Source organism: Roseateles sp. DAIF2, assembly GCF_015624425.1.
Taxonomy (GTDB): domain Bacteria; phylum Pseudomonadota; class Gammaproteobacteria; order Burkholderiales; family Burkholderiaceae_C; genus Kinneretia.
On sequence record NZ_CP049919.1, the window covers coordinates 3,028,646 to 3,054,110 of the forward strand.

General features: G+C 68.9%; 26 protein-coding genes. 9 read left to right on the top strand and 17 right to left on the bottom strand.

All coding sequences use genetic code 11. From position 1 onward, the window contains the following. Window positions 1-12: 12 nt before the first annotated feature. Both epsC and G8A07_RS13830 read right to left on the bottom strand, forming a co-directional pair. The gene (gene epsC / locus G8A07_RS13825; RefSeq protein ID WP_195792636.1) at window positions 13-960 is read right to left on the bottom strand and encodes a serine O-acetyltransferase EpsC; all 948 of its coding nucleotides are present in this window, start codon (window positions 958-960) and stop codon (window positions 13-15) included. 5 nt (window positions 961-965) lie between these two features. After that, window positions 966-1,487 (bottom strand): rhodanese-like domain-containing protein, encoded by a 522-nt coding sequence (locus G8A07_RS13830; RefSeq protein WP_195792637.1) that lies wholly within the window; start codon window positions 1,485-1,487, stop codon window positions 966-968. A gap of 233 nt (window positions 1,488-1,720) precedes the next feature. Between G8A07_RS13830 and G8A07_RS13835 the strand changes: the two genes are divergently transcribed. Both G8A07_RS13835 and groL read left to right on the top strand, forming a co-directional pair. Then, on the top strand, window positions 1,721-2,017 hold the full coding sequence (locus G8A07_RS13835; protein ID WP_195792638.1) for a co-chaperone GroES: 297 nt from the start codon (window positions 1,721-1,723) through the stop codon (window positions 2,015-2,017). A 37-nt stretch (window positions 2,018-2,054) separates the two neighbouring features. Continuing rightward, window positions 2,055-3,695, top strand: a complete 1,641-nt coding sequence (gene groL, locus G8A07_RS13840) for a chaperonin GroEL (RefSeq protein ID WP_195792639.1) — start codon at window positions 2,055-2,057, stop codon at window positions 3,693-3,695. Window positions 3,696-3,998: 303 nt separating this feature from the next. Here groL and G8A07_RS13845 read toward each other — a convergent pair whose 3' ends face one another. After that, window positions 3,999-4,571: a hypothetical protein gene (locus G8A07_RS13845; protein ID WP_195792640.1), complete on the bottom strand. Its 573-nt coding sequence runs from the start codon at window positions 4,569-4,571 to the stop codon at window positions 3,999-4,001. Between the two features lie 183 nt (window positions 4,572-4,754). Between G8A07_RS13845 and G8A07_RS13850 the strand changes: the two genes are divergently transcribed. From G8A07_RS13850 to G8A07_RS13860, 3 genes are read left to right on the top strand one after another with little or no spacing between them, the layout of a single operon-like run. Further along, on the top strand, window positions 4,755-5,792 hold the full coding sequence (locus tag G8A07_RS13850; RefSeq protein WP_195792641.1) for an ABC transporter substrate-binding protein: 1,038 nt from the start codon (window positions 4,755-4,757) through the stop codon (window positions 5,790-5,792). Further along, on the top strand, window positions 5,764-6,636 hold the full coding sequence (locus G8A07_RS13855; protein ID WP_195792642.1) for an ABC transporter permease: 873 nt from the start codon (window positions 5,764-5,766) through the stop codon (window positions 6,634-6,636). Before G8A07_RS13850 ends, G8A07_RS13855 begins: the two co-directional genes overlap by 29 nt. A 7-nt stretch (window positions 6,637-6,643) precedes the next feature. Then, window positions 6,644-7,453 (top strand): ABC transporter ATP-binding protein, encoded by an 810-nt coding sequence (locus tag G8A07_RS13860; RefSeq protein WP_195792643.1) that lies wholly within the window; start codon window positions 6,644-6,646, stop codon window positions 7,451-7,453. Between the two features lie 81 nt (window positions 7,454-7,534). On the opposite strand, the gene G8A07_RS13865 is transcribed toward G8A07_RS13860, so the two are convergent. Continuing rightward, a complete protein-coding gene (locus G8A07_RS13865) occupies window positions 7,535-8,452 on the bottom strand; it encodes a DMT family transporter (RefSeq protein WP_195792644.1) in 918 nt (305 codons plus the stop codon). 106 nt (window positions 8,453-8,558) lie between these two features. On the opposite strand from G8A07_RS13865, the gene G8A07_RS13870 reads away from it, so the two are divergent. Beyond that, complete coding sequence (locus tag G8A07_RS13870) at window positions 8,559-9,464, top strand: helix-turn-helix transcriptional regulator (protein WP_195792645.1); 906 nt, start codon at window positions 8,559-8,561, stop codon at window positions 9,462-9,464. Here the strand turns inward: G8A07_RS13870 and G8A07_RS13875 are convergent, their stop codons facing one another. From G8A07_RS13875 to G8A07_RS13930, 12 genes are all read right to left on the bottom strand, one after another. Continuing rightward, on the bottom strand, window positions 9,465-10,040 hold the full coding sequence (locus G8A07_RS13875; protein ID WP_195792646.1) for a DUF4337 domain-containing protein: 576 nt from the start codon (window positions 10,038-10,040) through the stop codon (window positions 9,465-9,467). A 33-nt stretch (window positions 10,041-10,073) separates the two neighbouring features. Continuing rightward, a complete protein-coding gene (gene mnhG, locus G8A07_RS13880) occupies window positions 10,074-10,412 on the bottom strand; it encodes a monovalent cation/H(+) antiporter subunit G (RefSeq protein ID WP_195792647.1) in 339 nt (112 codons plus the stop codon). Then, complete coding sequence (locus tag G8A07_RS13885; protein ID WP_195792648.1) at window positions 10,409-10,702, bottom strand: K+/H+ antiporter subunit F; 294 nt, start codon at window positions 10,700-10,702, stop codon at window positions 10,409-10,411. The genes mnhG and G8A07_RS13885 overlap by 4 nt, the downstream gene beginning before the upstream one ends. After that, the gene (locus G8A07_RS13890) at window positions 10,699-11,193 is read right to left on the bottom strand and encodes a Na+/H+ antiporter subunit E (protein ID WP_249936991.1); all 495 of its coding nucleotides are present in this window, start codon (window positions 11,191-11,193) and stop codon (window positions 10,699-10,701) included. The genes G8A07_RS13885 and G8A07_RS13890 overlap by 4 nt, the downstream gene beginning before the upstream one ends. Further along, entirely contained in the window at window positions 11,190-12,911 is a 1,722-nt protein-coding gene (locus G8A07_RS13895) for a monovalent cation/H+ antiporter subunit D (RefSeq protein ID WP_249936992.1), read from the bottom strand. Before G8A07_RS13895 ends, G8A07_RS13890 begins: the two co-directional genes overlap by 4 nt. Next, on the bottom strand, window positions 12,908-13,270 hold the full coding sequence (locus tag G8A07_RS13900; protein WP_195792649.1) for a Na+/H+ antiporter subunit C: 363 nt from the start codon (window positions 13,268-13,270) through the stop codon (window positions 12,908-12,910). The genes G8A07_RS13895 and G8A07_RS13900 overlap by 4 nt, the downstream gene beginning before the upstream one ends. Further along, entirely contained in the window at window positions 13,270-16,179 is a 2,910-nt protein-coding gene (locus tag G8A07_RS13905; RefSeq protein ID WP_195792650.1) for a monovalent cation/H+ antiporter subunit A, read from the bottom strand. The genes G8A07_RS13900 and G8A07_RS13905 overlap by 1 nt, the downstream gene beginning before the upstream one ends. A 101-nt stretch (window positions 16,180-16,280) precedes the next feature. Continuing rightward, a complete protein-coding gene (locus G8A07_RS13910; RefSeq protein ID WP_195792651.1) occupies window positions 16,281-17,051 on the bottom strand; it encodes a hypothetical protein in 771 nt (256 codons plus the stop codon). A gap of 151 nt (window positions 17,052-17,202) precedes the next feature. Further along, window positions 17,203-17,715 carry a dihydrofolate reductase gene (locus G8A07_RS13915; protein ID WP_195797769.1) on the bottom strand — a complete coding sequence of 171 codons (513 nt, stop codon included), beginning with the start codon at window positions 17,713-17,715 and terminating at the stop codon, window positions 17,203-17,205. 8 nt (window positions 17,716-17,723) lie between these two features. Continuing rightward, window positions 17,724-18,545: a thymidylate synthase gene (locus tag G8A07_RS13920; protein WP_195792652.1), complete on the bottom strand. Its 822-nt coding sequence runs from the start codon at window positions 18,543-18,545 to the stop codon at window positions 17,724-17,726. A 132-nt stretch (window positions 18,546-18,677) separates the two neighbouring features. Further along, window positions 18,678-19,706, bottom strand: coding sequence for a tRNA pseudouridine(13) synthase TruD (gene truD, locus G8A07_RS13925; protein ID WP_195792653.1), 1,029 nt, complete (start codon window positions 19,704-19,706; stop codon window positions 18,678-18,680). A gap of 347 nt (window positions 19,707-20,053) precedes the next feature. Then, window positions 20,054-21,103 carry an SDR family oxidoreductase gene (locus tag G8A07_RS13930; protein WP_195792654.1) on the bottom strand — a complete coding sequence of 350 codons (1,050 nt, stop codon included), beginning with the start codon at window positions 21,101-21,103 and terminating at the stop codon, window positions 20,054-20,056. A 149-nt stretch (window positions 21,104-21,252) separates the two neighbouring features. On the opposite strand from G8A07_RS13930, the gene G8A07_RS13935 reads away from it, so the two are divergent. The 3 genes from G8A07_RS13935 to G8A07_RS13945 all read left to right on the top strand — a co-directional run bounded on the left by G8A07_RS13935 (window position 21,253) and on the right by G8A07_RS13945 (window position 23,557). Then, window positions 21,253-21,897, top strand: a complete 645-nt coding sequence (locus G8A07_RS13935; protein WP_195792655.1) for a TetR/AcrR family transcriptional regulator — start codon at window positions 21,253-21,255, stop codon at window positions 21,895-21,897. Between the two features lie 641 nt (window positions 21,898-22,538). Next, window positions 22,539-22,979, top strand: a complete 441-nt coding sequence (locus tag G8A07_RS13940) for a hypothetical protein (protein WP_195792656.1) — start codon at window positions 22,539-22,541, stop codon at window positions 22,977-22,979. A 221-nt stretch (window positions 22,980-23,200) separates the two neighbouring features. Next, on the top strand, window positions 23,201-23,557 hold the full coding sequence (locus G8A07_RS13945) for an H-NS family nucleoid-associated regulatory protein (RefSeq protein ID WP_195792657.1): 357 nt from the start codon (window positions 23,201-23,203) through the stop codon (window positions 23,555-23,557). Between the two features lie 79 nt (window positions 23,558-23,636). On the opposite strand, the gene G8A07_RS13950 is transcribed toward G8A07_RS13945, so the two are convergent. After that, complete coding sequence (locus G8A07_RS13950; protein ID WP_195792658.1) at window positions 23,637-25,463, bottom strand: ABC transporter transmembrane domain-containing protein; 1,827 nt, start codon at window positions 25,461-25,463, stop codon at window positions 23,637-23,639. Between the last annotated feature and the right edge of the window lie 2 nt (window positions 25,464-25,465).

Here is a 25,465-nt window from a genome sequence, read left to right on the forward strand (position 1 = left end):
AGGGAAGAGAACTCAGAGCGGCTGGGTCGCCGGCGCGGCATTGGCCTGGCTGATCTGGCTGCCCGGCGCGACGCTGCGGGTCAGCCAGACATTGCCGCCGATGGTCGAACCGCGGCCCAGGGTGATGCGGCCGAGGATGGTGGCGCCGGCATAGATCACGACCTCGTCCTCGACCACCGGATGGCGCGGCGCGCCTTTGCGGATCTGGCCCTGGTCGTCGGTCGGGAAGCTGCGCGCGCCCAGGGTCACGGCCTGGTAGATGCGCACCCGCTCGCCGATCACCGCGGTCTCGCCGATCACGACGCCGGTGCCATGGTCGATGAACAGGCCCGCGCCGATCTGCGCGCCGGGGTGGATGTCGATGCCGGTCTTGGCATGGGCCAGCTCGGCGACGATGCGCGCCAAGAGCGGCACGCCCAGCAGATAGAGCTGGTGCGCCAGGCGGTGGTGGATCATCGCCTCGATGCCGGGATAGCAGAGCAGCACCTCGTCGACGCTGCGTGCCGCCGGGTCGCCCTCGAAGGCGGCCAGCACATCGCTGTCCAGCAGGCGGCGGATCTGCGGCAGGGCCAGCGCGAACTCGGCCACCAGGCCTTGAGCGCGCGCGGCCAGCTGAGCCTCGGCCTGCTGGCCGCGCGCCGCATAGCGCAGCTCCAGCAGCACCTGCTGGCGCAGCGCCTGCAGCTGGGTGTCGAGCTGGTGGCCGATGTAGAAGTCCTCAGCCTCGGGCCGCAGGTCCGGTGGCCCCAGGCGCAGCGGGAACAGCGCGCCGCGCAGGCCGCCGACGATGCCCTGCAGCAGCTCGGCCGAGGGCAGCTCGCGGCCGCGCGGCTCGTGCAGGCGGTGGCGCTCGCGCCATTCGCGCCGCGCCTGGCGCAGGCCGGCCACGACCTGCTCCAGCGGCAGGTCTTCGGCAGTCGGGGCGGAAGTCGGGGCAGGAATCGGGGGAAGGCCGCTCATGGTTTTCAGTCCTGCTGCCAGGGCAGATGGTGAAAACGCCAGCCATTGCCATGGCCGCGCTGGCCCTGCGCATCGAGATCGCCCTCGAAGCCCTCGAGCACGTTATAGACCTTGGTGAAACCGGCCTTGGCGGCCGCTTCGGCGGCCAGTGCCGAGCGCCTGCCGCTGCGGCACAGCAGCAGCACCGGGCGGTCCTTGCGGCCCCCCAGCTTGGCTTCCAGCTCGCGCACGAAGCGCGGGTTGCGGGTCAGGCCGGTGCCGCTGGCCCAGGGCACCTGCAGGCTGTCCGGCACATGGCCGACGAAGCGGTATTCCTCGGGCGAGCGCACATCGACCAGGGTCAGGGCGCCGGCCGACACCAGCTGCCAGGCCAGCGGCGGCGGCAGGCCGCCGGCATAGGCCAGGCCCGCGTCGCGGGCGGCTTGGCGGGCCTCGTCCAGCGCCTGCTGCAGCGGCGCGGGCAAGACCTGGCCCTCGGTTGTTGGGTTGGATTCTTCGGTAGGCAATACAGGGGCGTTGTGGCTCATCGGCGAGGCGATCCTGGTCCGGGGTGAATGGGGTGGACCCAGCTTAAGAAGCCCGGCGCATGCAAGGAACTGCGGCTTTGGAGCTTGCTTATGCGCAATTCGGGTATCGCGCGGCCGCATAAGCACATGCGCAGGCCTTCCTTGGGTGTCAGCACTGTGCTGCCTAGAGTGCCAACAAGACCCGCCGCGGCGGCGGGCCGAACCAAGCTCAGCCCCTACACAGGAGAAGCGCCATGGCATTGCGCCCCTTGAATGACCGCATCATCGTCAAACGCAGCGAACCCGAACTGAAGACCGCCAGCGGCATCGTGATCCCCGACTCCGCCGGCGAGAAGCCCGAGCAGGGCGAGGTGCTGGCCGTCGGCCCCGGCCGGCGCACCGAGCGCGGCGACTATCTCGCGCCCTCGGTCAAGGTTGGCGACAAGGTGATCTTCGGCAAGTACAGCGGCCAGACCGTCAAGCTCGACGGCGACGAACTGCTGGTCGTGCGCGAGGAAGACCTGTTCGCGGTCATCGTCGACAAGAACTGAACATCCGGAACGAACAGAGAAAGAAAGAGAGCCTTCCATGGCAGCCAAGCAAGTCATCTTCGGCGACGACGCCCGCCACAAGATCGTTCGCGGCGTCAACATCCTGGCCGACGCGGTCAAGGTCACCCTGGGCCCGAAGGGCCGCAACGTGGTGCTGGAGCGCAGCTTCGGCGCGCCCACCGTGACCAAGGACGGGGTCTCGGTGGCCAAGGAGATCGAGCTGAAAGACCGCTACGAGAACATCGGCGCCCAGCTGGTCAAGGAGGTGGCGAGCCGCACCAGCGACAACGCCGGCGACGGCACCACCACCGCCACCGTGCTGGCGCAGGCCATCGTGCGCGAGGGCTTCAAATATGTGGCCGCGGGGCTGAACCCGGCCGACCTGAAGCGCGGCATCGACAAGGCGGTTGTGGCCCTGGTGGCCGAGGTCAAGCACATCGCCAAGCCGACCACCACCAGCAAGGAGATCGCCCAGGTCGGCGCGATCTCGGCCAATGCCGACTGGGACATCGGCCAGATCATCGCCGACGCGATCGACAAGGTCGGCAAGGAGGGCGTGATCACGGTCGAGGACGGCAAGAGCCTGGCCAACGAGCTCTCGGTGGTCGAGGGTCTGCAGTTCGACCGCGGCTATCTGAGCCCCTATTTCATCAACAACAGCGAGCGCCAGCTGGCCCAGCTGGACAACCCGCTGGTGCTGCTGGTCGACAAGAAGGTCAGCAATATCCGCGACCTGCTGCCGACGCTCGAAGCCGTGGCCAAGGCCGGCCGGCCGCTCCTGATCATTGCCGAGGACATCGAGGGTGAGGCCCTGGCCACCCTGGTGGTCAACTCGATCCGCGGCATCCTGAAGGTGGTGGCGGTGAAGGCGCCGGGCTTCGGCGACCGCCGCAAGGCCATCCTGGAGGACATCGCGATCCTGACCGGCGGCAAGGTGATCGCCGAGGAGGTCGGCCTGACCCTGGAGAAGGTCACCCTGGCCGACCTGGGCCAGGCCAAGCGGGTCGAGGTCGGCAAGGAGAACAGCACCCTGATCGACGGCGCCGGCTCGGTCGAGCAGATCCAGGCGCGCGTCAAGCAGCTGCGCGCCCAGATCGACGAGGCCACCAGCGACTACGACCGCGAGAAGCTGCAGGAGCGCGTGGCCAAGCTGGCCGGTGGCGTCGCGGTGATCAAGGTCGGCGCGGCCACCGAGGTCGAGCTCAAGGAGAAGAAGGCCCGCGTCGAGGACGCGCTGCATGCGACCCGCGCCGCGGTGGAGGAGGGCGTGGTGCCCGGCGGCGGCGTGGCCCTGCTGCGTGCGCGCCAGGCGCTGGGCGCCCTGAGCGGCGACAATGCCGACCAGAACGCCGGCATCCGCCTGGTTCTGCGCGCGATCGAGGAGCCGCTGCGCCAGATCGTCGCCAATGCCGGCGACGAGCCCAGCGTGGTGGTCGACAAGGTGCTGCAGGGCCAGGGCAACTTCGGCTACAACGCCGCCCAGGGCAGCTACGGCGACCTGGTCGAGCAGGGCGTGCTGGACCCGGCCAAGGTCACGCGCACCGCGCTGCAGAACGCCGCCTCGGTCGCCAGCCTGATCCTGACCACCGAGGCCATCGTCGCCGAACTGGCCGAGGACAAGCCGGCCCCGGCCGGCCTGCCCGGCGGTGCCGGCGGCTTTGGCGGGCCGGAGTTCTAAAGCGCTACGCTAAGCGGCTCGGGGCCGACCCGGCCCCACCAGCCGCCGGGCTCCGATGCGAGGGTCTTGCCGGCCTGGCGGCCGGCAAGACTGCCCTGCGGTACTCGCGCCGCGGGGCGGGCGCTCAACTCCCTACGCTCGCCTGCGGCTCGCTGCGGGCAGACAGTAGCGCCCAGTCAGTCCATGAAGCGCGCTGACGCGCGCGCCCCGCGCCGCTGCGTTCCTCGGCCTCGCAAAGTCGCCCGGCAACTGGCGGGGCCGGGTCTGCCGGCAGCACCGCGGTCTGCCAAGAAGATGGCAGGCCTAGGCCGCGGCCGTCTTCCGGCCAACCGGCCGGAAGCGCCAGCGTGCCAGCCACAGCAGGGCCACGACGGCCGCCAGGCCGCTGAGCCCACAGATCCAGGGAGCCGGCGCGAGCCAGCCTGTTTCGCCGGGATAGATGCGCCACAGCGCGCCCAGTGCCACCGCATGGGCGGCGGCCACCAAGAGCGCGGCGCTGTAGTCATGCAGGCGTCGCGCGTCGTTGGTGCCGGCCGCCCAGGCCGGGTCGGCGTTGTAGCCGGGCAGCTCCTGCGGCTCGTTGCCCAGCCGCTCCAGCTCGGCCAGGAAGCGGCGTAGATGGGTCAGCGAGCGCTCGGTCTTGTAGTTCAGCATCACCAGGCACAGCGAGGCGACCGGGAAACCCAGCGCCAGCCATTCGACCGGCACGCGCGGGCCGCCGGCGTCGGGCCGCAGCGCGACCAGTGCGGCCAGCAGGCCCAGCACCAGGGTGGTGTAGAGCGCCAGCAGCTGCTGGCGCAGGCCGATGCGCACGTTCAGTTCGTTGGCGACCGCGATATAGCGGTAGTTGGCGTCGACGGGTTTGATACTGCTCATGTGGGATTCGGGCGGCTGGGATCAGGCCGCATGTTGCCAGCGTTTGATGAACCGACATGTGCTGGCGCAGCAAGCCCTTCGACCGGCTTGTTCCTCAGGCAGCGCAGAAGCAATGACGATTTGATTCGTTCACCGGCCAGCCTCGCGCTGCGAGCATCGGGGATCCCCAATCCGGAGTCCCCGATGAGCGTAGAAAAACTATTGCGCCAGCTGTCGCTGGCCGTGCTGGCCCTGGCCAGCCTCTTGCTGCTGCCGCGCCCCGTCCAGGCGCAAGACCTGCCCCCCGAGGTGCGCTTCGCCTATGCCGGCGGGCCGCGCGTCTGGATCCTGGGCAAGATCGACCAGTCCTTCGACAAGGCCTTCGGCACCAAGGTGCGCTGGATTCCGTTCGCCTCCGGCGCCGATGTGCTGAGCCTGTTCGCGGCCAACGAGATCGACATCGCCCGCTTCGGCTCCAGCCCGGCCGCGGCCGGCATCGCGCGCAAGCTGCCGATCGAGATCATCGGCGTGCCCGAGGTGATCGCCACCAGCGAGCGCCTGATCGGCCGCAGCGCCAAGGGCATCGCGGGCCTGAGGGACATCGAGGGCAAGACGGTCGCCTACCCGCCGAACTCGACCGCGCATTACGCGCTGGAGGCCGCGATCAAGGTGCACAAGCTCGACAAGAGCAAGATCCGCCTGGTGCCGCTGAAGCCGGCCGAGATCGTCGCGGCCTGGAAGCGCGGCGACATCGACGCCGCCTATGTCTGGGGCCCGTTCACCCAGCAGCTGGAGGCCGACGGCGGCAAGGAGGTCTTTGCGACCAAGGCGCTGCAGAAGGACGGCTATCTGGTCTACAACAACTTCGTCGTGCGCAAGGCCTTCGCCGAGAAGCATCCGCAGCTGGTCAGCAAGTTCCTGGCGGTCTACCAGCAGAAGCTGGAGCAGTACCAGCGCGACCCCGAGGGCTCGACCCGCGCGATTGCCGAGCATCTGAGCATCCCGGTCGAGACCGCGCGCCTGGTGCTGACCGGCCTGGAATACGCCTCGCTGAAGGACCAACTGGCGCCGGCCTATCTGGGCCAGGGCGCCAGCGCGGCAAATGCCGGCATCGCCCGCGCGGCCAAGGACACGGCACTGTTCCTGGCCGAGATCGGCGAGATCCGCCGCGCCGACGTGCCCGAAAGCTACGCCCCCGCGATCAACAGCAGCTATGTCGTCCGCGCGCTCGCTGGCCAGTGAGGCCGTGGCGCCGGCCGCGGCGCCTTCTTCTTCATCATCACCTTCACCGCGATTGACGAGCCTGCTGCTGGGCACGCCGGTGCGGCGCCAGCGCGCCCTGAGCGTCGGCGCGGTGCTGGCCGTGCTGCTGCTGTGGCAGGCCAGTGGCAGCCTGGGCTGGGTCGACGCGCTGCTGCTGCCGCCGCCGGCCGAGGTGCTGCGCACCGTGGCCGAGCTGCTGCAGGACGGCTACCGCCAGGTGCCGCTGTGGCAGCATGTGGCGACCAGCATCGGCCGGGCGCTGCTGGCCTTCGTCGCGGCGGTGCTGGTCGGCGTGCCGTTGGGGCTGGCGATGGGCCTGTCGCCGACCCTGTCGGCGCTGCTGAATCCCTTCGTGCAGTTCCTGCGCCCGCTGCCCAAGATCGCGCTGATCCCGCTGGTGGTGGTCTGGCTGGGCATCGGCGAAGGCTCCAAGTTCTTCCTGATCTTCATCTCGACCGGGCTCAGCGTCGTGGTCAGCGCAGCGGCGGCCGCCGCCGCGGTGCCGCTGGCGCGGCTGCGCGCGGCCCAGGTGCTGGGCGCGAGCCGGCGCCAGCTGTTCTCCCACGTGGTGCTGCCGCACAGCCTGCCCGAACTGTTCACCGGCGTGCGCCTGTCGGTGGGCATCGGCTGGACCTCGCTGATCGCGGCCGAAATGGTGGCCGCAACCTCGGGCCTGGGCTGGATGGTGCTGAATGCCAGCTCCTATCTGCGCACCGACATCGTGATGCTGGGCATCCTGCTGCTGGGCCTGAGCGGCTGGGCCTTCGACTGGCTGCTGCTGCGCCTGCAGCGGCGTTTCGTGCCCTGGGCGGGCAAGGAGTGAGGCCGCGATGAGTAATGTCACCCACGAAACAACCCTTCCGCAGATCGAGCTGCGCGGCGTCGCCAAGCGCTTTGCCGCGCCGGGCGGCGGGCACCAGGAGGTGCTGCAGCAGTTCTCGCTGAGCATCGCGCCGGGCGAGTTCGTCTGCCTGCTGGGGCCTTCGGGCTGCGGCAAGTCCACGGTGCTGAACCTGCTGGCCGGCTTCGAGCAGCCGGACGCGGGCCTGCTGCGCTTCGAGGGCCGGCCGGTGACGGCGCCGGGCCCGGAGCGCGGCGTGGTGTTCCAGCAGCCGCAGCTCTTCCCCTGGCTGGACGTGCTGGGCAATGTCTGCCTCGGGCCGCGCCTGGCCGGCCAGCCGCTGGCGGCGGTGCAGGAGCGGGCGCGCGAACTGCTGGCGCGGGTCGGGCTGCGAGGCTTCGAGCGGCACCGCCCCTACCAGCTCTCCGGCGGCATGCGTCAGCGCGCCGCGCTGGCGCGCGCCTGGCTGCCCGAGCCGCGCGTGCTGCTGATGGACGAGCCCTTCGGCGCGCTGGATGCGCAGACCCGGCTGATGATGCAGGAGCTGCTGATTTCGGTCTGGCAGGCCCAGCGCACCACGGTGCTGTTCATCACCCATGATGTCGACGAGGCGCTGAGCCTGGGCGACCGGGTGCTGCTGATGTCGACCCGGCCGGGCCGGGTGATCGAGGAACTGGTGCTGCCCTTCGAACGCCCGCGCCGCCTCGAGGATCTGGTGGCCGACCCGCGCTATGGCGAGCTCAAGCGCCGGGTGCTGCAGCGGCTGCGGGAGCAGGCGGCGCCGGTGGCGGTGGACTGAGGAGTGCAGGGGCCGGGCTATTCATCGTTTCTGTGGATAACACTGTGAGTCCACTTTAGATGAGTGGCCTAACTCATTGATTCATAAAGTCGCACCTTGGCCTGCCACTTTTTGTGGCGGCGGGCCGGCGCGCCAGAACACCACCACATTGCCCAGCGCCACCAGGGCCAGGCCGAGCAGGGCCGGCCAGGTCCAGTGGTAGCCCTCCAGCCAGGCCGAGACGTTCAGCGCGACCACCGGGAACAGCACGGTGCAGTAGGCGGCGCGGTCGGCGCCCAGGCGGCCCACCAGGGTCAGGTAGGCGGTGAAGCCGATCACCGAGCCGGGCAGGGCCAGGTAGAGCCAGGCGCCGACATAGGTCGGCGACAGGTCGAAGCGCATCGGCTGGCCGGTCGCCAGCGCGACCAGCGCGACCACGCAGGCGCCGATGCTCATCGCCCAGGCATTGGTCTGCAGCGGCGTCTGGCCCTGGCGCTGCATCGCACCGGACAGCAGGTTGCCGAGCGAGAAGCAGTAGGTGCCGGCCAGCGCCAGGCCCAGGCCCCACAGGGTCTCGGTGCGGCCCAGGTCCTTCAGCACCTCGGTGCCGAACAGCAGCAGCAGGCCCGCCAGGCCCAGGGCGCCGCCCAGCAGCACCCGGCCGGCCAGCGGCTTGCCCTGCAGCAGGCGGCCGTTCAGCGCGTTCCACAGCGGCGCCGTGGAGAAGCACACGGCCACCAGGCCGCTGGCGACGAAGCGGCTGGCGTGGAAGAAGCACAGGAAGTTCAGGCAGAACAGCAGCACGCCCTGGGCCAGCAGATGCGGCCAGACCGAGCGCGGCGGCAAGCGCCATTGGCGCCGCCAGGCCAGCCAGGCCATCAGGACCGCGGCGGCCAGCCAGAAGCGGTAGGCGATCGACCAGGGGATCGGCACCTCGCCGATCTGCAGCTTCAGCGCGATCCAGGTCGTGCCCCAGATCAGCACGGTCGAGACATAGAGCAGGGCGGTGGTGTGAGGCATGATGGCCGCAGTCTCGCGCGGCGGCGGTGGCCCGCGTGGCAGGAAATTGCGCTTATCTCGCGCCGGAGCGGCACGCCCGCGCGCGAAGCGCTAAGCTGGCGGCCCGATGATGAGCAGCAGCAGTCCGACAACATCCCCGGTCGATTTCGAGGTCTATGGCGAGATGCAGCGCTCGCGCGCGACCGCGCTGCGCGCGCTGCCGGTGGGCATGGACGGCGCCTGGCTGGTGCAATGGCGCAATGCCGATACCGTGGCCGAGTACCTGAGCCCGGAGCATCACACCCTGTCGCTCTACCTGGAGGGCGGCGAGGACGTGCGCTGCCGCGACGCGCTGGCCGCGCGCGGCGGGCCGGGCAGCCTGTGCAGCCTGCCGGCCGGGCATCGCTCCAGCTGGGAGGTCAACGGCCAGCTGCACCTGCTGCACCTGTACCTGCCGCGCCTGCCGCTGGCCGAGGCGGCGGAGCGCTGGTTCGATCTGGACCCGCGCCTGGCCACCCTGCAGGACCGCATCTATTTCGACGATCCGCTGCTGGCCGGCTGGGGCCGCGAGCTGGTGCGAATTGACTGGCAGGAGACCGATGCGCGCCTGCGCGTGCAGCACCTGGTGCTGCAGATGCAGGCGCGGCTGCTGCTGGACTACAGCGAGACGCAGCGCCGGCCCACAGCACCGCTGCGCGGCGGCCTGTCGCCGGCGGCACGGCGGCGGGTGCTGGACCGCATCGAGGCGGCCGGCCCCGGCGCGGCGCCGGGCCTGCCCGAGCTGGCCGCGGCGGCCTGCCTGTCGGAGTTCCACTTCGTGCGCATGTTCAAGGCCAGCTTCGGCCTGAGCCCGCATGCCTGGGTGATGCGGCGGCGCCTGGCCCAGGCACGGGCGCTGCTGGCCGGCGGCCGGCTGGGCCTGGCCGAGGTGGCGGCGCGGACCGGCTATGCGCACCTGAGCCATCTGAACGCGGCGCTGCGCCGCGCCGGGCTCGGTTCGGCGCAGCGTTACCGTCAGGCGGTCAGCGGCTGATCAGAAGTGCAGCCAGGCGGCGATGCCCAGTGCAACGCCGACGCCGCCGGCCAGCAGGGTCGCCCCTTCCATCCAGCGCTTCTTGGTCAAGAGGGTGATCGCGGCCAGCGCGATCGAGATCTGCAGCGCGGTGGTGGCCTGGGCCCAGCGGTGGTGCTGGTGCAGTTGCTCGTCGCTGCGCTGGTCCCAGGCGCTGGACTCCTGCTCCAGTGCCTCGGCCTTGCCCTTGATCTCGGCCTTTTCCTTCTTGTAGCGCTCGATCTCGTCCTGGTAGCGCGGCTTCTTGTCCTCGGCCACCAGCACCAGGGCCAGCTCGGCCAGGTTCTGCTTGCCGCTCTTGGCCTGGTAGTAGGCCCATTGGTTTGCGGCCTCGGTCTTCTTGATCGCGGCGTTGTTCTTGAACAGGCCGGCATTGGCCTGGGTGGCGCCGCCCATATAGGCGAAGAAGGCGCCGACCGTGGCCAGCACCGCGGTGATCACCGCCAGCTGGCCGGCCAGGCCCTTGGGTTCGTGCTGCGCCGCATGCTCCAGCTCATGGTCATGCGGGCCGTGGACATGAAAACCGCCACCTGACATCGGTGCGCTCCTTGCTGCTCTTTGATCGGGGGCTCACATTGTGCCCGGGCGATCTTTCGGTTCCGTTTCGGTGCGCTTGCGGAACAGCGCGGCGCGCGCCAGCAGGGTGGTGGTGACCGGCGCGGTGACGGCCAGCAGCAGGATGATCAGCCAGCTCTGCAGCTCGAGCCGGCCATGGTGCAGCGAGAAATAGAGGATGGAGGCCAGCGCGACCGCCCAGACGCCCAGCGCCGCGGTGATCGCCGGTGCATGCATGCGCGAGAAGAAGTTGGGCAGGCGGTGCAGGCCCAGGGCGCTGATCAGTGCCAGCACGCCGCTGAGCAGCAGCAGCGCGCCGACCAGGATCTCGGCCCACAGCGGCAGCGGCGTCATTCGATCACCTCGCCGCGCAGCAGGAACTTGGCCAGCGCCGCCGAGCCGATGAAGCCGAACAGGCCGATCAGCAGCGCCGCCTCGAAATACATCTGGCTGCTGTAGCGGATGCCCAGCACCAGCACCAGGAGCATGCCGAGGATGTAGAGAAAGTCCAGCGCCAGCACCCGGTCCTGGGCCGAGGGTCCGCGCAGCAGGCGCAGGGCGGTCAGCACCATCGCCAGGGTGTAGCAGGCCAGGGTGGCGAAGATCGCACCGGCCAGGATCGGGCTCGTGCTCAGCGTCGTCATGCTTCGAAGATCTCCAGCAGGGGTTGCTCGTAGCGCTGCTTGTACTGGGCGATGAAGTCGGCCTCCTCGCCCTGCAGGTCGAACACATGCAGCAGCAGCGAGCTGCGGTCGGCCGCCAGCTCGCTCCAGACGGTGCCGGGCACCGCGGTCGTGATCACCGCCAGCGCCGCCAGCGCATGGGCGTCGCGCAGCGCCAGCGGGATGCGCACGAAGCGTCCGTTGGGCGGCCGCCGGCGCCCGGCCAGCACGCCGCGCGCGACCTGCAGGGCCGAGCTCTGCACATCGCCGCCCACCGTCAGGATCAGCCGCGCCAGCACCCACGGGCGCCGCACCGCGCCGCGCTGCGGCCGCAGCGGCGCGCTCAAGAGCGGCATCAGGATCGCCAGCAGCAGCGCGATCAGCAGATGGCCGGGCGAGGGCTGGTTCAGCAGCAGCCACAGGGCCGCCAGCGCGGCGGACAGCAGCGGGTTCGGGAACAGGCGCTTCATCATGGGGTCGGGCCTTGCTGCTGTTGCTGCGGGGCGCGCGGCGGCGGCACCGGCTGGGTCGACAGCACCGCCTCGATATAGGCGCGCGGCCCGTGCAGCGCGGCCGCGGCGGCATCGGTGTAACGCAGCACCGGGCCGGCCTGCCAGGCCAGCACCGCGCAGCCGGCCAGCAGCAGCAGGATCGGCAGGCATTCGATCACGCGCAACTTGGGCGCCGGGCGCTGCTGCGGCGCCCAGAAATAGCGGATGCCGATGCGCGACAGCGCGATCGTCGCGGCCAGGCCCGAGCCGATCAGGAGCGCCAGCAGGGTCCAGGCGCTGGCGCCGATCGGCGCCGCGGCGGACGCGGCCCCCAGGCCGGCGGGGTTCAGCAGCGCGGACAGCAGCGCGAACTTGGCGACGAAGCCCGACAGCGGCGGCAGCCCGGTGACCAGTAGGGTGCAGACGATGAAGGACAAGCCCAGGAAGGCCATCGCGGCGGGAATGGCGCGGCCGATCAGGGCCTGCTCCTCGTCGTCCAGGTTCACGCCCTCGGGCATGGCGCCCGGCAGGTCCAGCAGATCATCGTCCTCGGGGCGGGCCAGCATGGCCTCGTCCTCGACCTCGCGCGAGCGCTCGATCAGCTCGACCAGCAGGAACAGTGCGCTCACCGCCAGGGTCGAGCTGAGCAGGTAGAACAGCGCGCCGCCGGTCACCGAGGTCTGATGCATGCCGACCGCGGTCAGCAGGGTGCCGGCCGAGACGATGATCGAATAGGCCGCGAGCCGGCCCGGATGCTGGCTGGCCAGCGCGCCGATCGCGCCGAAGGCCAGGGTCGCCAGGCCGCCCCAGACCAGCACCGGACCGCCGAAGGGCAGCAGGGCCGCGCCATCGGGGCCGAGGCCGGCCGGAAAGAACAGGGTCCACAACCGCAGCACCGCATACAGCCCGACCTTGGTCATGATCGCGAACAGCGCCGCCACCGGCGCGCTGGCGGCCGAGTAGGCCGGCACCAGCCAGAAGCTCAGCGGCCACATCGCGGCCTTGATCAGGAAGGCCATGCCCAGCAGGGCTGCGCCGGCATGCATCAGGCCGCGGTCGGCGCTCGGGATCTGCGCCAGCTTATGCGCCATGTCGGCCATGTTCAGGGTGCCGGTGACGCCGTACAGCAGCGCGGTGCCGAGCAGGAACAGCGAGGAGGCCAGCAGGTTGATCGCGATGTAGTGCAGGCCGGCGCCGACGCGCGCGCGGCCCGAGCCATGCAGCAGCAGGCCGTAGGAGGCGACCAGCATCACCTCGAAGAACACGAACAGATTGAACAGGTCGCCGGTTAGGAAGGCGCCGTTCAGGCCCATCAGCTGGATCTGGAACAGCGGATGGAAATGCACGCCGGCGCGGTGCCAGCGCGCCAGCGCGAACAGCGCCGCGGCCAGGCCCACGCCGGCGGCCAGCAGCAGCAAGAGGCTGGAGAGCCGGTCCGCCACCAGCACGATGCCATAGGGCACCGGCCAGTTCGAGGGCAGGTACACGCCATAGGCCAGCGGCCCCGGCTGCGCATCGACCCACAGCAGCAGGGCCAGCGCGATGCCCAGGCCCGCCAGGCAGGACAGGATGTTCAGCGCCGCCTTGGACTTGCGCCGCTTCTCGCCCAGCAGCAGCATCAGCGCCGCCGTCAGCATCGGCAGCAGGATGGGTGCGATCACCAGATGCGGCATCAGCACCGCGTCGATCCAGGCCGTCATCGCGCGCCACCTTCCTGCTCGTCATTCTCGCGGCCGTCCACATGGTCGGTGCCGGACAGGCCGCGCGAGGCCAGCAGCACGACCAGGAACAGCGCGGTGGTGGCGAAGCCGATCACGATCGCGGTCAGCACCAGGGCCTGCGGCATCGGGTCGGTGTAGTTCTCCAGGTTGGCGGTCAGGCCTTGTCGCACGATCGGCTCCTCGCCGATCGACAGGCTGCCGGTGGCGAAGATGAACAGGTTGACCGCATAGGACAGCAGGGACAGGCCCATCAGCACCTGGAAGGTGCGCGGGCGCAGCAGCAGCCAGACGCCGGCGCCGCCGAGCACGCCAATGGCCAGGGCGAGCACGATCTCCATCAGTCGTCCCCTCCGGGCTGAGCGGCCGGCTTGGGCCGGCGCAGCGACTGGTGGGCCAGCGCGGTCAGGATCAGCAGCACGGCACCGACGACCGCGGCGAACACGCCGATGTCGAAGAAGGTGGCGCTGGCGAAATGCATCTCCCCGATCAGCGGCAGGCTCATATGGACGGTATGGGTGGTCAGGAAGGGATAGCCGAGGAACCAGGCGCCGACGCCGGTGGCGAGCGCGCACAGCAGGCCCAGCGCGATCCAGCGCGCCGGGTAGACGCGCAGCCGCGCCTCCACCCAATGCGTGCCCGAGACCATGTACTGGGCGATGAAGGCGGTGGCCACCACCAGGCCGGCGACGAAGCCGCCGCCCGGCTCGTTGTGGCCGCGCAGGAACAGATGCACCGCCACCACCCAGGCCACCGGCAGCAGCAGGCGCACCAGCACCGCCGGCACCAGCAGATAGCCGTAGGCGGTGTCGCGCGCGGTGCGCGGGTTCAGCAGGTCGCTCTGGGCATCGGCCGGCACGGCCTGTTGCTGGCGCGGCGCCTGCACCGCCTCGCGCGGCGGCCGGAAGCGGCGCAGCAGCGCATAGATGGTCAGGCCCACCGCGCCCAGCACGGTGATCTCGCCCAGGGTGTCGAAGCCGCGGAAGTCGACCAGCATCACGTTGACGATATTGCTGCCGCCGCCCTCGGGCAGGGCCTTCTCGATGAAGAAGGGCGAGATGCTCTGCGGTGCGGGCCGGGTCATCATCGCGTAGGCCAGCACCGCCAGGCCGGTGCCGCTGAGCAGGGCCAGGCCCAGGTCGCGCGCGCGCCGGCCGAGGTTGCGCGGGCTGTCGTCGCCATAGCGCTCGATGCGCTTGGGCAGCCAGCGCAGGCCCAGCAGGAACAGCACCGTGGTGACGAACTCGACCGCCAGCTGGGTCAGCGCCAGGTCGGGCGCGGAGAACCAGATGAAGGTCAGGCAGGTCACCAGGCCGGCCACGCCCATCATCATCAGGGCCGCCAGGCGGTGGTACTTGGCCTGCACCGCCGCGCCGATCGCGCAGGCGCCGCCGACCAGCCACAGCACCGCGAACACCGGCGACAGCGGCACGCGCGGCCGGTCGCCCCAGGTGAGGCCCGCGCCGTCCGGCCCGCGCAGCGCCAGCAGCGTCACCGCGGACGCGCCCAGCAGCACCCAGAACAGCTGGGTCTGCAGGCGCCGCGTGCTCAAGCGCCGGCGCAGCGCGCGCGCCAGGGCGCTCAAGGCGGCGATCAGGCGCTCGAACTGGCGCTGGCCGTCCAGATGGTGGATCAGCGGCGTCAGCTCGAAGCGGCCCTGTTCCAGCTGGCGGCGCAGCGCCAGGTACAGGCCGATGCCGCCGGCCAGCGCCACCAGGCTCATCACCAGCGGCAGGTTGAAGCCATGCCACAGCGCCAGGCTGTACTCGGGCAGCGCACTGCCACCGACCACCGGCCGCGCCGCGGCCGCCAGCAGCGGGCCGACCGACTGCGCCGGCGCGATGCCCACCACCAGGCAGGCCAACACCAGCAGGGCCACCGGCAGCATCATCCAGCGGGTCGGGTCATGCGGCTGGCGGGGCAGCTCGTCGGTCTGGGTCGGGCCGCAGAAGATGTCGAAACTGAAGCGCAGCGAATACACCACCGCGAACACGCCGGCCAGGGTGGCGGCCAGCGGCAGGCCATGCTCGACCCAGGGCAGGGAGTTGATGTAGACCGTCTCGGCGAAGAACATCTCCTTGGACAGGAAGCCGTTCAGCAGCGGCACGCCGGCCATCGCGGCGCTGGCCACCATCGCCAGGGTGCCGGTGATCGGCATCAGGCGGAACAGGCCGTCCAGGCGGCGGATGTCGCGCGTGCCGGTCTCGTGGTCAACGATGCCGGCGGCCATGAACAGCGAGGCCTTGAAGGTCGCGTGGTTCATGATGTGGAACACGGCCGCGACCGCGGCCAGCGGGCTGTTCAAGCCCAGCAGCAGGGTGATCAGGCCCAGGTGGCTGATGGTGGAATAGGCCAGCACGCCCTTCAGGTCGTTCTGGAACATCGCCGCATAGGCGCCCAGCAGCAGGGTCGCGAGGCCCGCACCGCCGACGATCCAGAACCATTGCTCGCTACCCGCGAGTGCCGGCCACAGCCGCGCCAGCAGGAACACGCCGGCCTTCACCATCGTGGCCGAATGCAGATAGGCCGAGACCGGCGTCGGCGCCGCCATCGCATGTGGCAGCCAGAAGTGAAAGGGGAACTGCGCGCTCTTGCTCAAGGCGCCCAGCAGCACCAGGACCAGGGCCGGCGTGTACAGCGCATGGGCGCGGATCTGCTCGCCGGCGGCCAGCACCGCGTCGAGCTCGTAGCTGCCGACGATATGGCCCAGCAGCAGCACGCCGGCCAGCAGGCACAGGCCGCCGGTGCCGGTCACCGTCAGCGCCATGCGGGCGCCGCGGCGCGCGTCGCGCCGGTGGTGCCAGTAGCCGATCAGCAGGAAGGAGAACAGGCTGGTCAGCTCCCAGAAGAACACCAGCTGGATCAGGTTGCCCGACAGCACCACGCCCAGCATCGCGCCCATGAAGGCGAGGAAGGCGGAGTAAAAGCGCGCCATCGGGTCGGTGGGCGACATGTAATAGCGCGCATAGATCACGACCAAGAGGCCGATGCCCAGCACCAGCATCGCGAACATCCAGGCGAAGCCGTCGACGCGCGCCACCCAGTTGATGCCAAGGCTGAGCAGCCAGACCGCCTCCTCGCGGATCACGCCGCCGGCGCTGACCTCGGGCCACAGCATCGCCATGCCGACCAGGCCGGCGAGCGCGACCAGGCCGGCCAGGGTCGATTCGGCGTTGCGGGCATTGGTCGGCAGCAGCACGGCCAGAGCCGCGCCGAGCAGGGGCAGGGCGATCAGGAGGAACAGGGACATGGGCCCCGAGTTTAAGGGTCACTTTTGTCACCCCCGCCGCGAGGCGTTGCGCTATGCGCCGCGGCGTGCCCCGACTCGATCCCGGTCGCGCAACGCGCGGCTCACAGCCCCCGCTCGCGCAGCCAGCGCTCCGTCGGTACGGGCTCGGGGCCGCCGGCGGCCTTCAGCGCCTCCAGCACGCGGTAGCGGCTCTCGATGCCGACCAGCATCAGCACCCGCCGGCCGCGCTGCGCTTCTCGCAGCACCTCGAGCAGGCGCTCGGCATGGTGGCGGTCCCATTGCTCCTGCAGGCGGCCGACCTCGCCACCGACCAGGCCCTCCTCGAGTTCGCGCAGCCCGGCGATCATGCGGTCGGTGCGCTCGCTGTTGACGTCGGCGGCCGAGGCCCAGCCGGCGGCCAGCGCCTGGTAGGCGGCGGCCTTCAATGCGTCGAGCGCCTTGGCGCCGACCGGGTTGCCGTCGCCGAAGGCCTTGTAGGCGCGGCCGGCACCGCCGCTCAGCTCGGTGAACAGCGGCTCGTCGGGCTCGGAGGCGTAGGCCTTGGCGCCGGTGGCGTCGAGATAGGGAAAGATCAGCTCGAGGTATTCGATCTTGCCGGGCCAGACCTTGCGGGTCCTGAGCTCGGTCGGCGTGACGTCCAGCACCAGCGCGTCCGGCTTGACCGCCTCGACGACCCGCCGCAGCGCGGGGAGGCCGTAGTTCGGCGCCAGCTTGTGGCGCGAATAGAGCGTGGAGATGACGAACAGCTCGGCCGGGCCGCTGTTCGCCAGGGCCGCCGGCCAGGGGCTGGCCGCCGCGGAACTGGCCGCCAGCAACCGGACCAGCCGCCGGCGTGACCAGCTGTCGCTAATCCCGTCGTTCATCATCGTCATGTCCGGCCCTTTTGTTGTGTCTGGGGTGGCGGACTGTAGGCAAAGGCGCGCCGGCCGGCTGCCCCGATGCGACGGACTCGGGCGGCCGCCGACGAAGCGGGGCCTGGCGGGATGAAGCTGAAGCGGAAGCGAGCGAGTGGACGGCGGCTGCTCAGCGGCGCTCGTAATCGACGAAGGCGTAGTCCCAGCCATGGCCGCGCTCGGCCGGGCTGTGATGGACCGTGCGCGCGGTTTCGACAAAGTCCGCCCGCGGCCAGGCGGGGAAGAAGGCGTCGGCGCCGTCGAACCGGGTATCCAGCTCGGTCAGCAGCAGGCGGTCGGCGCGGGGCAGGGCCAGCGCGTAGATCTCGGCGCCGCCCATCACGAAGACCTCGGGCACCTTGTCGCCGGCGCAGGCCGCCAGCGCGGCCTCCAGCGAGGTGAAGGCCTCGGCCCCGTCCAGCACCAGGCCGCTCTGGCGGCTCAGCACCAGGTTGCGGCGGCCGACCAGGGGGCGGAACTTGGCCGGGATCGAGTCCCAGGTCTTGCGCCCCATGATGACCGGATGGCCCAGCGTCAGCGCCTTGAAGCGCGCCATGTCCTCGGGGATGCGGGCCAGCAGCTCGTTGCCGCGGCCGATGCCGCCATCGCGCGCGACGGCGGCGATCAGGGACACCTTCATCATCATCATGCTCAGACCGCCACCGGCGCCTTGATCGGCGCGTGGTGCTGGTAGTCCTGCAGCTCGAAGTCCTCGAACTCGTAGTCGAAGATCGAGGCCGGGCGACGCTTGATCAGCATCTTCGGGTAGGCGAAGGGCTGGCGCGCCAGCTGGGTCTGCACCTGCTCGAAATGGTTGCTGTAGATATGGCAGTCGCCGCCGGTCCAGACAAAGTCGCCCAGCTCCAGATCGCATTGCTGGGCCAGCATCTGGGTCAGCAGCGCATAGCTGGCGATGTTGAAGGGCACACCCAGGAAGATGTCGGCGCTGCGCTGGTAGAGCTGGCAGGACAGCCGGCCCTCGGCCACGTAGAACTGGAAGAAGGCATGGCAGGGCATCAGGGCCATCTTGCCCAGGTCGGCCACGTTCCAGGCGCTGACGATGATGCGGCGCGAATCGGGATTGCTCTTGAGAGTCTTCACGACCTCGGCGATCTGGTCGATATGGCCGCCGTCGGGTGTCGGCCAGCTGCGCCATTGCACGCCGTAGACCGGGCCCAGGTCGCCGTCCGCGCCCGCCCACTCGTCCCAGATCGTGCAGCCGCGCTCCTGCAGCCATTTGACATTGGAGTCGCCGCGCAGGAACCACAGCAGTTCCAGGATGATGGACTTCAGGTGCACCTTCTTGGTCGTGACCAACGGGAAGCCCTGGCGCAGGTCGAAGCGCATCTGGTGGCCGAACACGCTGCGCGTGCCGGTGCCGGTGCGGTCGGTCTTGCCGACGCCATGCTCGTAGACATGGCGCATGAAATCTTCGTACTGGGAGGAGGAAGGGGCGGGGGCTGCGCTGCTCATGGGCGGGACTCTAGGGCGGTCTGTCGGGCGGGCAGCGCGGGGCGCACCGAGCACGCTCCGGCTACCGCATGCAGCTGGGCCGCCGCAGGTGTCACGTCGGCTTCAGGCCGGGCAGACGACGTGAGGCCGCCGTCATTCGACGGCCGCAGGCTCGTTGTTCTCCTCCGTGAGCCGCTCCGGCTCCGTGGTGTGGAGGATTTCCTTCAGAACGGAGGTGGCGTAGGTCCCGGCGGGCAAGGAGAAGGTGAGCACCAGTTGATCGGCCTGCGGCCATTCCCATGCCATCTCCACCGGGCTCGCCACCAGGGCGCGGCGCTCCTGATCCAGGCCTGCGTGCTCCATGCCGTCGCACAGAATGGCGTGACGCTCGGCCACGCTGTTCTCCAGGGCCTGCGCCTGATCGCTGGTGCTCACGCGGCCCCGTCCCCAGAGCGGTCCGGTGGGCCGGCCCGCCTCGTCCATCACGTCACCGGCCAGGGTCTTGCCCCAGAGCCCCTGCTGGATCCGCAGCGCCAGCACCTCATTGAAGACCAGGGAGCGCACTGCCGACAGGTAGAGGCCCTTCTTCTTCGGGTTGCGCACGCGGATCTCGCGCGCCAGCATGGCCCGACCCTGCTCGACGTTGCCGCCGTCATGGCCGAAACGCTGGGCGCCGAAGTAGTTGGGAACGCCCTGCGACGCCACGAGCTTGAGATTGGCCTCGATGGCGTCGCGGTCGCCTGCCACGTCCCGCAGCACGATGCGGAATCGGTTGCCCTGCAGATCGCCGCGGCGCAGCTTCTTCAGGTGGCGGGCCTGGCTCAGCACCTTGAATTCCGGATGCTGGAGCTGGGTCAGGTCGGGCGTCTCGCCCTTGGGCAGGTGGATGCTGAACCACTGACGGGTGATGGCGTAGCGATCCTTGAGGCCGGCAAAGCCCACGTCCCGTTCCTGCACGCCGGTGGCGTCGGCCAGCTGCAGCGCAATGTAGGCGGTGTTGGCCCCGTTCTTCTCGATGTCCACCCACAGGTGTTCGCCCTCACCGGAGGGCAGCTGCAGCGGTAGCTCGGTCACGATGAAATCCTCGTTGAGGAATTTCAGGGTGGCGCTGGCGCCGCTGGCCGGATAGGCATTGGGCCACTGCGGCAGGGTCGTGTATTGAGGAGAAGGAGCGTCGGTCATGAACGGAATGAGGGGGCTTACGTAGGGCGCCGGCTGCGGATCGGGGCAGGCTGTCGAGCCGATCAGTGGGGCAGTCCAGTCGACGATTCTCCCTTACCTGCCTACCCGCAAGCCTTGGTGTGGCGTCAATGAATGAATGCGACTTCGATGGGGCGTGTTGCGCGCTGGGTCAGACGGCTCCCGGATGGCGCTGTCAACTCGCAGGCCCGGTCGGTACTGAAGTTAGCATCCTTCTGGTGCGAGGACCGTTTAAGGCTGTAAGCAGTCAGCCACGAATGCCCGCCTTGATGCCGGCCGGAGTGTTGTTGCGACTCGAGCAGCCGGCGAGTCTATGGTACTGCTTTAAGTCATTGGGTTGGCACCCCCGGCAGCCAGTCATTGCCGCGATACCAAGCGACCGTATCGGCTATGGTCTGCTCAATCGGCCGAAACTTCAGTTGAAGTTGCTGTTCGCTCTTTGCGTGATTGAAATGGCTGCGCCCTGCTTCCTTGCGCATGAGCCGCACAGTAGCCAGGCTGAGCAAGATGGGCTTGCCGCTGATCCGCGCGTAGAGTTCCTGCGCCGCCGCCAAGAGATACAAGAGCGGAAAGGGCAAATTGCGTGTCGGCGTCTTGATGCCCGCGATCTTTCCCACTAGGGGCACCAGTTCCTGCATCGTCATGTGGCGGCCGGCTGCCAGATAGCGTTCGCCACGCTGCCCGTTCTCCGCAGCCGAAATCTGCGCCCTCGCCACGTCGCGAGCATCGACAACAGAAAAGCTGCCAGGCAGCAATCCAGGAAGTTTTCCAAGCACCACATCGTTGACAAATTGTCCTGATGAAGTGGGGCCGATATCAGCTGGGCCCCACATCCATCCTGGCAAGACAAAGCTTGCGTGCATGTCCGGGTGCGTCGCAAGAAAGTCCAGCACGACTTGATCGGCCAATATCTTGCTGCGGTAGTAGTCGTCTTCGGCATCGGCCAAGTCGCGCAGACAGGTTTCGTCAATGGGCGCGCCCGGCTCGCCGTTCAGCACCGCTATCGACGATGTCTGGATGAAGCGTCGGACACCGGCGCGGTAAGCCTGCTCGATGAGTTGCTGTGTGCCGTCCACATTGATGCGTTTGAGTTCTTCCCAGTGGCTGCCGCCCTTGAAGTTGTCCCGGAAGAACGCGGCCGTGTGGAACACCGCGTCACATCCTTGGAGGGCGTCAGAGAAGGCCGGTACATCCGCCATGTCGCCCAACACCAATTCGACGTCTTCCACCCCTGCAAACTGTTGCTGACCTTTGCTCATCGAGCGGGCAAGCGCCTTGACGGAGACGCCTCGGGCGACCAACTCGCGCACAAGGTTGTTGCCTAGAAGCCCGGTGGCACCGGTGACAAACGCGGACCTCAGGCCCCTGGATGTTTTCATGTCAATCGAACTTTAAAGATCAAGTGATATTCAATGTACCTCGGCAAATTTGAAATATCAAGTGATATGCGATAGTTCTGCGCTCAGCCTGCGTTCGCAAGCAAGAGACCGCCAACTGCTATCCAGAATTCGTGTGATATCTTTCCGGCATGAGTTCAAGCACGGCAAGAAAGCGCCTGACCCGCGAGGAAAGCCGGGCGCAGACCCGCGAGCGCCTGATCGACACTGCGCAGCACTTGTTTGTGTCGAACGGGTATGGGGGCGCGTCGATCCGCGACATTGCGGACAAGGCGGGCTACTCCCAAGGTGCCTTCTACTCGAACTTCTCGAGCAAGGAGGACGTGCTCCTGGAGTTGCTGCGACGTCATATGGAAGCGGAAGCGACGCAGCTGTCCCGAGTCATGGGCAATGACGGGCAAGACTCCGAGCAAATGCTTGCCGAACTGGATGCCTGGGCTTCCACGCTCAATCACGATGCCGATTGGTGCATGCTTTCCATCGAACTGCAGTTGCATGCCAACCGTAGTCAGGCATTCGCTGTGGAGTTCCAGAAGGTGTGGGACCAACACCGGTCTGAGCTCGGCAGCGTGATCGGCCAGTTGTTCAACAAGCTCGGGCGAACTCCCCCTGCCGCGCCCGATGAACTGGCAGCGGCCTTCATGGCACTGTCGCATGGGTTGGCACTACAGCGGACAAGCACCCGCCCAGCCGCCTCGGGGCGGCTGATCATGGCGTTCCTCCGCGGACTGATCGCAACTGCAGAGGATCGGGGTGTTGATCCCATCAAAAAGTGACCCCGGAGCCGCCAGCATTTCCATCAAGACCTGTACTTCGACCCTCGACGACTCCCGGGCGCTCTGGAGCGGGTCTCTGCCCGCTGGGCACTCCATACGATGGATTTGCTACAGGGTGCACGGGCGTTGCGGCCCGCACGCTGCCCGCTCGAGTGGCCGCGCGGCGCGAGCTGCTGGCGATGACTGTAGACCGTTGAAGGCTGTGAGCGGTCATGCTCCCGGTGCAAGTTGAACTGCACGATGTGGCCCCGCAATTGCAGAACCGCGCTGCCGATCACGTCGTTGAGTGTTCGTTGGCTCTGCCCAGCGGTCATCTTCAAGTCCACGAGTGCACCGGCGGCGCTGTTCTGAAGTTGAACGGCAGCTTTCGGGCACCGAGTTCGAGCAAGCGAGAGACCGTAGGCGCTGCGAAGCCGTAATTCCTCTCTAGGATGACGGGCGCCGTTCGAATCGTAGGGGCTGAGTGGCAGCAGGCTCCAAGATTGGCATTGAAGGATGATGTCCGCGGCTCTTATCGGCGACCACGCCCGACCGGGCTCTTGACGGCGATTCACCGGGCCTCCAGGCAAAATCCGGATGATCGGGGCGAGCCTGGCGTCAGGCCTGCCGGGAAGCCCACCTTGAAGAATGGAGCAGCATCAATGGCACTGACGAAGAAGGGCGAGTTCTGGTACGGGACGACGTCAGGCGACACCCAGGCCGAGCTGCGCAGCTACAGCATTGCGAATCGCCATGAGGCCGTCCGGTTTGCCGCGTCCAAATGCGATTGCGGGTGCCGGACCTTCGCGCTGCGGACCGATGAAGCAGCCGGCGTGGCCATCCGCACCTGCACCGACTGTGGGCAGGAACACCCGATGGGCGACAGCGCGGACTACGTTGAAGAAGCCGTGCCCGAGACGCACGAGTGCGTGTGCGAGAACGAGGTGTTCGAGTTGATGTCCGGCGTCTCCGTCTACGAGGGCACGCATGACGTGCGCTGGTACTACATTGCCTGCCGCTGCGTGGAATGCAATCTGGTCGGGGTCTTCGCAGACTGGAAGTGCGAAGCGGGTGATGCGGCGGCCTTCCTCGCCAAGGTCTGAGCGGCATCCTCCCCCCCCCCCCGCAGAGATCAGGCTCGCAGGCTTGGGGGTCCCCCTATCCGAAAGCCGCCGTTGACGTCTGGCCGTTCCCGGCCGCCCCGCGACGGTGGCAGGCGCTGGGTGCACGGCATGGAATGCAACTGATGGGCTCATCCCCGGGAACCTCCCTCGCGCTGGCGTACGATCACATGCCGTCATGTGGCGGACTAACGTGGAAGAACATGGCAGACGTTGATGTTGGGAAGATGTCGTATGCCGAGCTGGTCTCGCTGAGGACCAGGCTTGAGCAGGAGATCGAGGGCAAGCGCGATGAGGAGCTGAAGATCCTGGCGGACGGCTATGCCAAGAAGCTGCAAGCCGCTGGATTCAGCGTCGAAGAGGGCATCAAGGCCTTGCTTCCTTACACCGAGGCGAAGCAACGCGGCAGCACCACTGCATCGACATCGCAGGCGCGTGTTCTCTATCGTGACCCTGCCAACCCGGAGAACACCTGGAGCGGCCGTGGTCAGCCCGCCAGGTGGCTGAGCCAGTACGTGGCCGCCGGCCGACAGCGTGAAGAGTTCCGGGTCGAGTCCTGATCGAGGCGGACAGATTGCCTGCAGGCAGCCACCGTAAGCAGCGGCGCCGGCGATCAGCAGGCGCGGCTGTTTATGGGCGTCAGCCCCCCTCAAACTGCAACGCCGCCAGCCGCGCATACAGCCCGCCCTTGGCCTGTAGCTCCGCATGCGTGCCGCTCTCAACGATGCGGCCATGCTCCATCACGACGATGCGGTCGGCGCGCTGCACGGTGGCCAGGCGGTGGGCGATCACCAGGGTCGTGCGGCCGCGCATCGCGGCCTCCAGCGCGGCCTGGACCATGCGTTCGCTCTCGGCATCGAGCGCGCTGGTGGCCTCGTCGAGCAGCAGCAGCGGCGGGTTTTTCAGGATCGCGCGGGCGATGCTGATGCGCTGGCGCTGGCCGCCGGAGAGGCGCACGCCGCGCTCACCCAGGAAGGTGCGGTAGCCCTCGGGCAGTTTTTCGATGAAGTCATGCGCAAAGGCGGCGCGCGCGGCGGCGAAGACTTCCGCGTCGCTGGCCTCGGGCCGGCCGTAACGGATGTTCTCCAGCGCATTGGCCGAGAAGATCACGCTGTCCTGCGGCACCAGCGCGATGCGTTGGCGTAACTCGTGCAGCGAGGCCTGGCGCACCGGCACGCCGTCGAGCCGGATCTCGCCCTGCTGCGCGTCGTAAAAGCGCAGCAGCAACTGGAACACCGTGCTCTTGCCGGCGCCGCTGGGGCCGACCAGGGCCACGGTCTCGCCGGGGCGGACCTGCAGCGAGAAGTCGTCCAGCGCCGCCTGCAGCGGCCGCGAGGGGTAGTGGAACTTGAGGCCCTGCAACGCCAGCGCCGAGCCGCCGCTGGCCGGCGGCAGGGCCAGCGGCGCGGCCGGTTCGGCCACCGGCGAGCGGGTCGCCAGCAGCTCCATCAAGCGCTCGGTGGCGCCGGCGGCGCGCAGGATCTCGCCCCAGACCTCGGCCAGCACCGCGACGCTGCTGACCAGCAGGGTCACATAGACGACGGTCTGACCCAGATGGCCGGCGCTGATCTTGCCGGCCAGCACCGCCTGCGTGCCCTGATACAGGCCCCACAGCAGGGCGCCGAAGGTGGCGGTGATGATGAAGGCCACCAGGGCCGAGCGCACCCGGGTGCGCTTGCGCGCGGTGTCGAAGGCGGCCTCGCTGGCGCGCGCGAAGCGCCGGTCCTCGGCCTGCTCCTGCGTGTAGCTCTGCACCACCGGCACCGCGTTCAACACCTCGGCCGCGATCGCGCTGGTGTCGGCGACCCGGTCCTGGCTGGCGCGCGAGAGGCGCCGCACGCGCCGCCCGAAATAGATCGCCGGCGCCACCACCAGCAGCAGCAGGCCCAGCACCTGGCCCATCACCCAGGGGTTGGTGACGATCAGCATCAGCAGCGCGCCCAGGCCCATCACGCTGTTGCGCAGGCCCATCGACAGGCTGGAGCCGACCACCGTCTGCACCACCGTGGTGTCGGTCGTGATGCGGCTCAGCACCTCGCCGGTCTGGGTGTGCTCGAAGAACTCGGGGCTCTGCCGCAGCACATGGCCGTAGACCGCCTGGCGCAGGTCCGCGCTGACCCGCTCGCCCAGCCAGGTGACGGCATAGAAACGCGCCGCCGAGAACAGGCCCAGCGCCGCGCCGACCGCGAACAGCGCCAGGAAATGGCCGCGCAGCGCCAGCACGCGCTGGCCCGGATCGGCGGCGATGAAGCCCTGGTCGATCAGGCCCTTGAGCGCCAGCGGGAAGGCCAGGGTGGCCAGCGCCGCCAGCAGCAGGAACACGAAGGCCAGACCGATGCGCCCGCGATAGGGCTTCAGAAAGGGCCACAGCCCGGACAGGGAGCGGGGCCGCCCCACAGGCGCGGCATTGCTGCTGCTACTGCTAATGCTGGACGACGGGGAAGGGCGGGTGTCGGCGGCTGGCATCG

Coding starts and splice junctions, on each gene's coding strand:
- G8A07_RS13910 (WP_195792651.1), bottom strand. CDS start 17,051: ATGACGATGATGAACGACGGGATTAGCGACAGCTGGTCACGCCGGCGG.
- truD (WP_195792653.1), bottom strand. CDS start 19,706: ATGACCGACGCTCCTTCTCCTCAATACACGACCCTGCCGCAGTGGCCC.
- G8A07_RS13830 (WP_195792637.1), bottom strand. CDS start 1,487: ATGAGCCACAACGCCCCTGTATTGCCTACCGAAGAATCCAACCCAACA.
- G8A07_RS13950 (WP_195792658.1), bottom strand. CDS start 25,463: ATGCCAGCCGCCGACACCCGCCCTTCCCCGTCGTCCAGCATTAGCAGT.
- G8A07_RS13920 (WP_195792652.1), bottom strand. CDS start 18,545: ATGAGCAGCGCAGCCCCCGCCCCTTCCTCCTCCCAGTACGAAGATTTC.
- G8A07_RS13850 (WP_195792641.1), top strand. CDS start 4,755: ATGAGCGTAGAAAAACTATTGCGCCAGCTGTCGCTGGCCGTGCTGGCC.
- G8A07_RS13845 (WP_195792640.1), bottom strand. CDS start 4,571: ATGAGCAGTATCAAACCCGTCGACGCCAACTACCGCTATATCGCGGTC.
- G8A07_RS13860 (WP_195792643.1), top strand. CDS start 6,644: ATGAGTAATGTCACCCACGAAACAACCCTTCCGCAGATCGAGCTGCGC.
- G8A07_RS13930 (WP_195792654.1), bottom strand. CDS start 21,103: ATGAAAACATCCAGGGGCCTGAGGTCCGCGTTTGTCACCGGTGCCACC.
- G8A07_RS13875 (WP_195792646.1), bottom strand. CDS start 10,040: ATGTCAGGTGGCGGTTTTCATGTCCACGGCCCGCATGACCATGAGCTG.
- G8A07_RS13835 (WP_195792638.1), top strand. CDS start 1,721: ATGGCATTGCGCCCCTTGAATGACCGCATCATCGTCAAACGCAGCGAA.
- G8A07_RS13855 (WP_195792642.1), top strand. CDS start 5,764: ATGTCGTCCGCGCGCTCGCTGGCCAGTGAGGCCGTGGCGCCGGCCGCG.
- G8A07_RS13945 (WP_195792657.1), top strand. CDS start 23,201: ATGGCAGACGTTGATGTTGGGAAGATGTCGTATGCCGAGCTGGTCTCG.
- mnhG (WP_195792647.1), bottom strand. CDS start 10,412: ATGACGCCGCTGCCGCTGTGGGCCGAGATCCTGGTCGGCGCGCTGCTG.
- G8A07_RS13905 (WP_195792650.1), bottom strand. CDS start 16,179: ATGTCCCTGTTCCTCCTGATCGCCCTGCCCCTGCTCGGCGCGGCTCTG.
- groL (WP_195792639.1), top strand. CDS start 2,055: ATGGCAGCCAAGCAAGTCATCTTCGGCGACGACGCCCGCCACAAGATC.
- G8A07_RS13900 (WP_195792649.1), bottom strand. CDS start 13,270: ATGGAGATCGTGCTCGCCCTGGCCATTGGCGTGCTCGGCGGCGCCGGC.
- G8A07_RS13935 (WP_195792655.1), top strand. CDS start 21,253: ATGAGTTCAAGCACGGCAAGAAAGCGCCTGACCCGCGAGGAAAGCCGG.
- epsC (WP_195792636.1), bottom strand. CDS start 960: ATGAGCGGCCTTCCCCCGATTCCTGCCCCGACTTCCGCCCCGACTGCC.
- G8A07_RS13895 (WP_249936992.1), bottom strand. CDS start 12,911: ATGACGGCCTGGATCGACGCGGTGCTGATGCCGCATCTGGTGATCGCA.
- G8A07_RS13885 (WP_195792648.1), bottom strand. CDS start 10,702: ATGACGACGCTGAGCACGAGCCCGATCCTGGCCGGTGCGATCTTCGCC.
- G8A07_RS13940 (WP_195792656.1), top strand. CDS start 22,539: ATGGCACTGACGAAGAAGGGCGAGTTCTGGTACGGGACGACGTCAGGC.
- G8A07_RS13870 (WP_195792645.1), top strand. CDS start 8,559: ATGATGAGCAGCAGCAGTCCGACAACATCCCCGGTCGATTTCGAGGTC.
- G8A07_RS13865 (WP_195792644.1), bottom strand. CDS start 8,452: ATGCCTCACACCACCGCCCTGCTCTATGTCTCGACCGTGCTGATCTGG.
- G8A07_RS13890 (WP_249936991.1), bottom strand. CDS start 11,193: ATGATGAAGCGCCTGTTCCCGAACCCGCTGCTGTCCGCCGCGCTGGCG.
- G8A07_RS13915 (WP_195797769.1), bottom strand. CDS start 17,715: ATGATGAAGGTGTCCCTGATCGCCGCCGTCGCGCGCGATGGCGGCATC.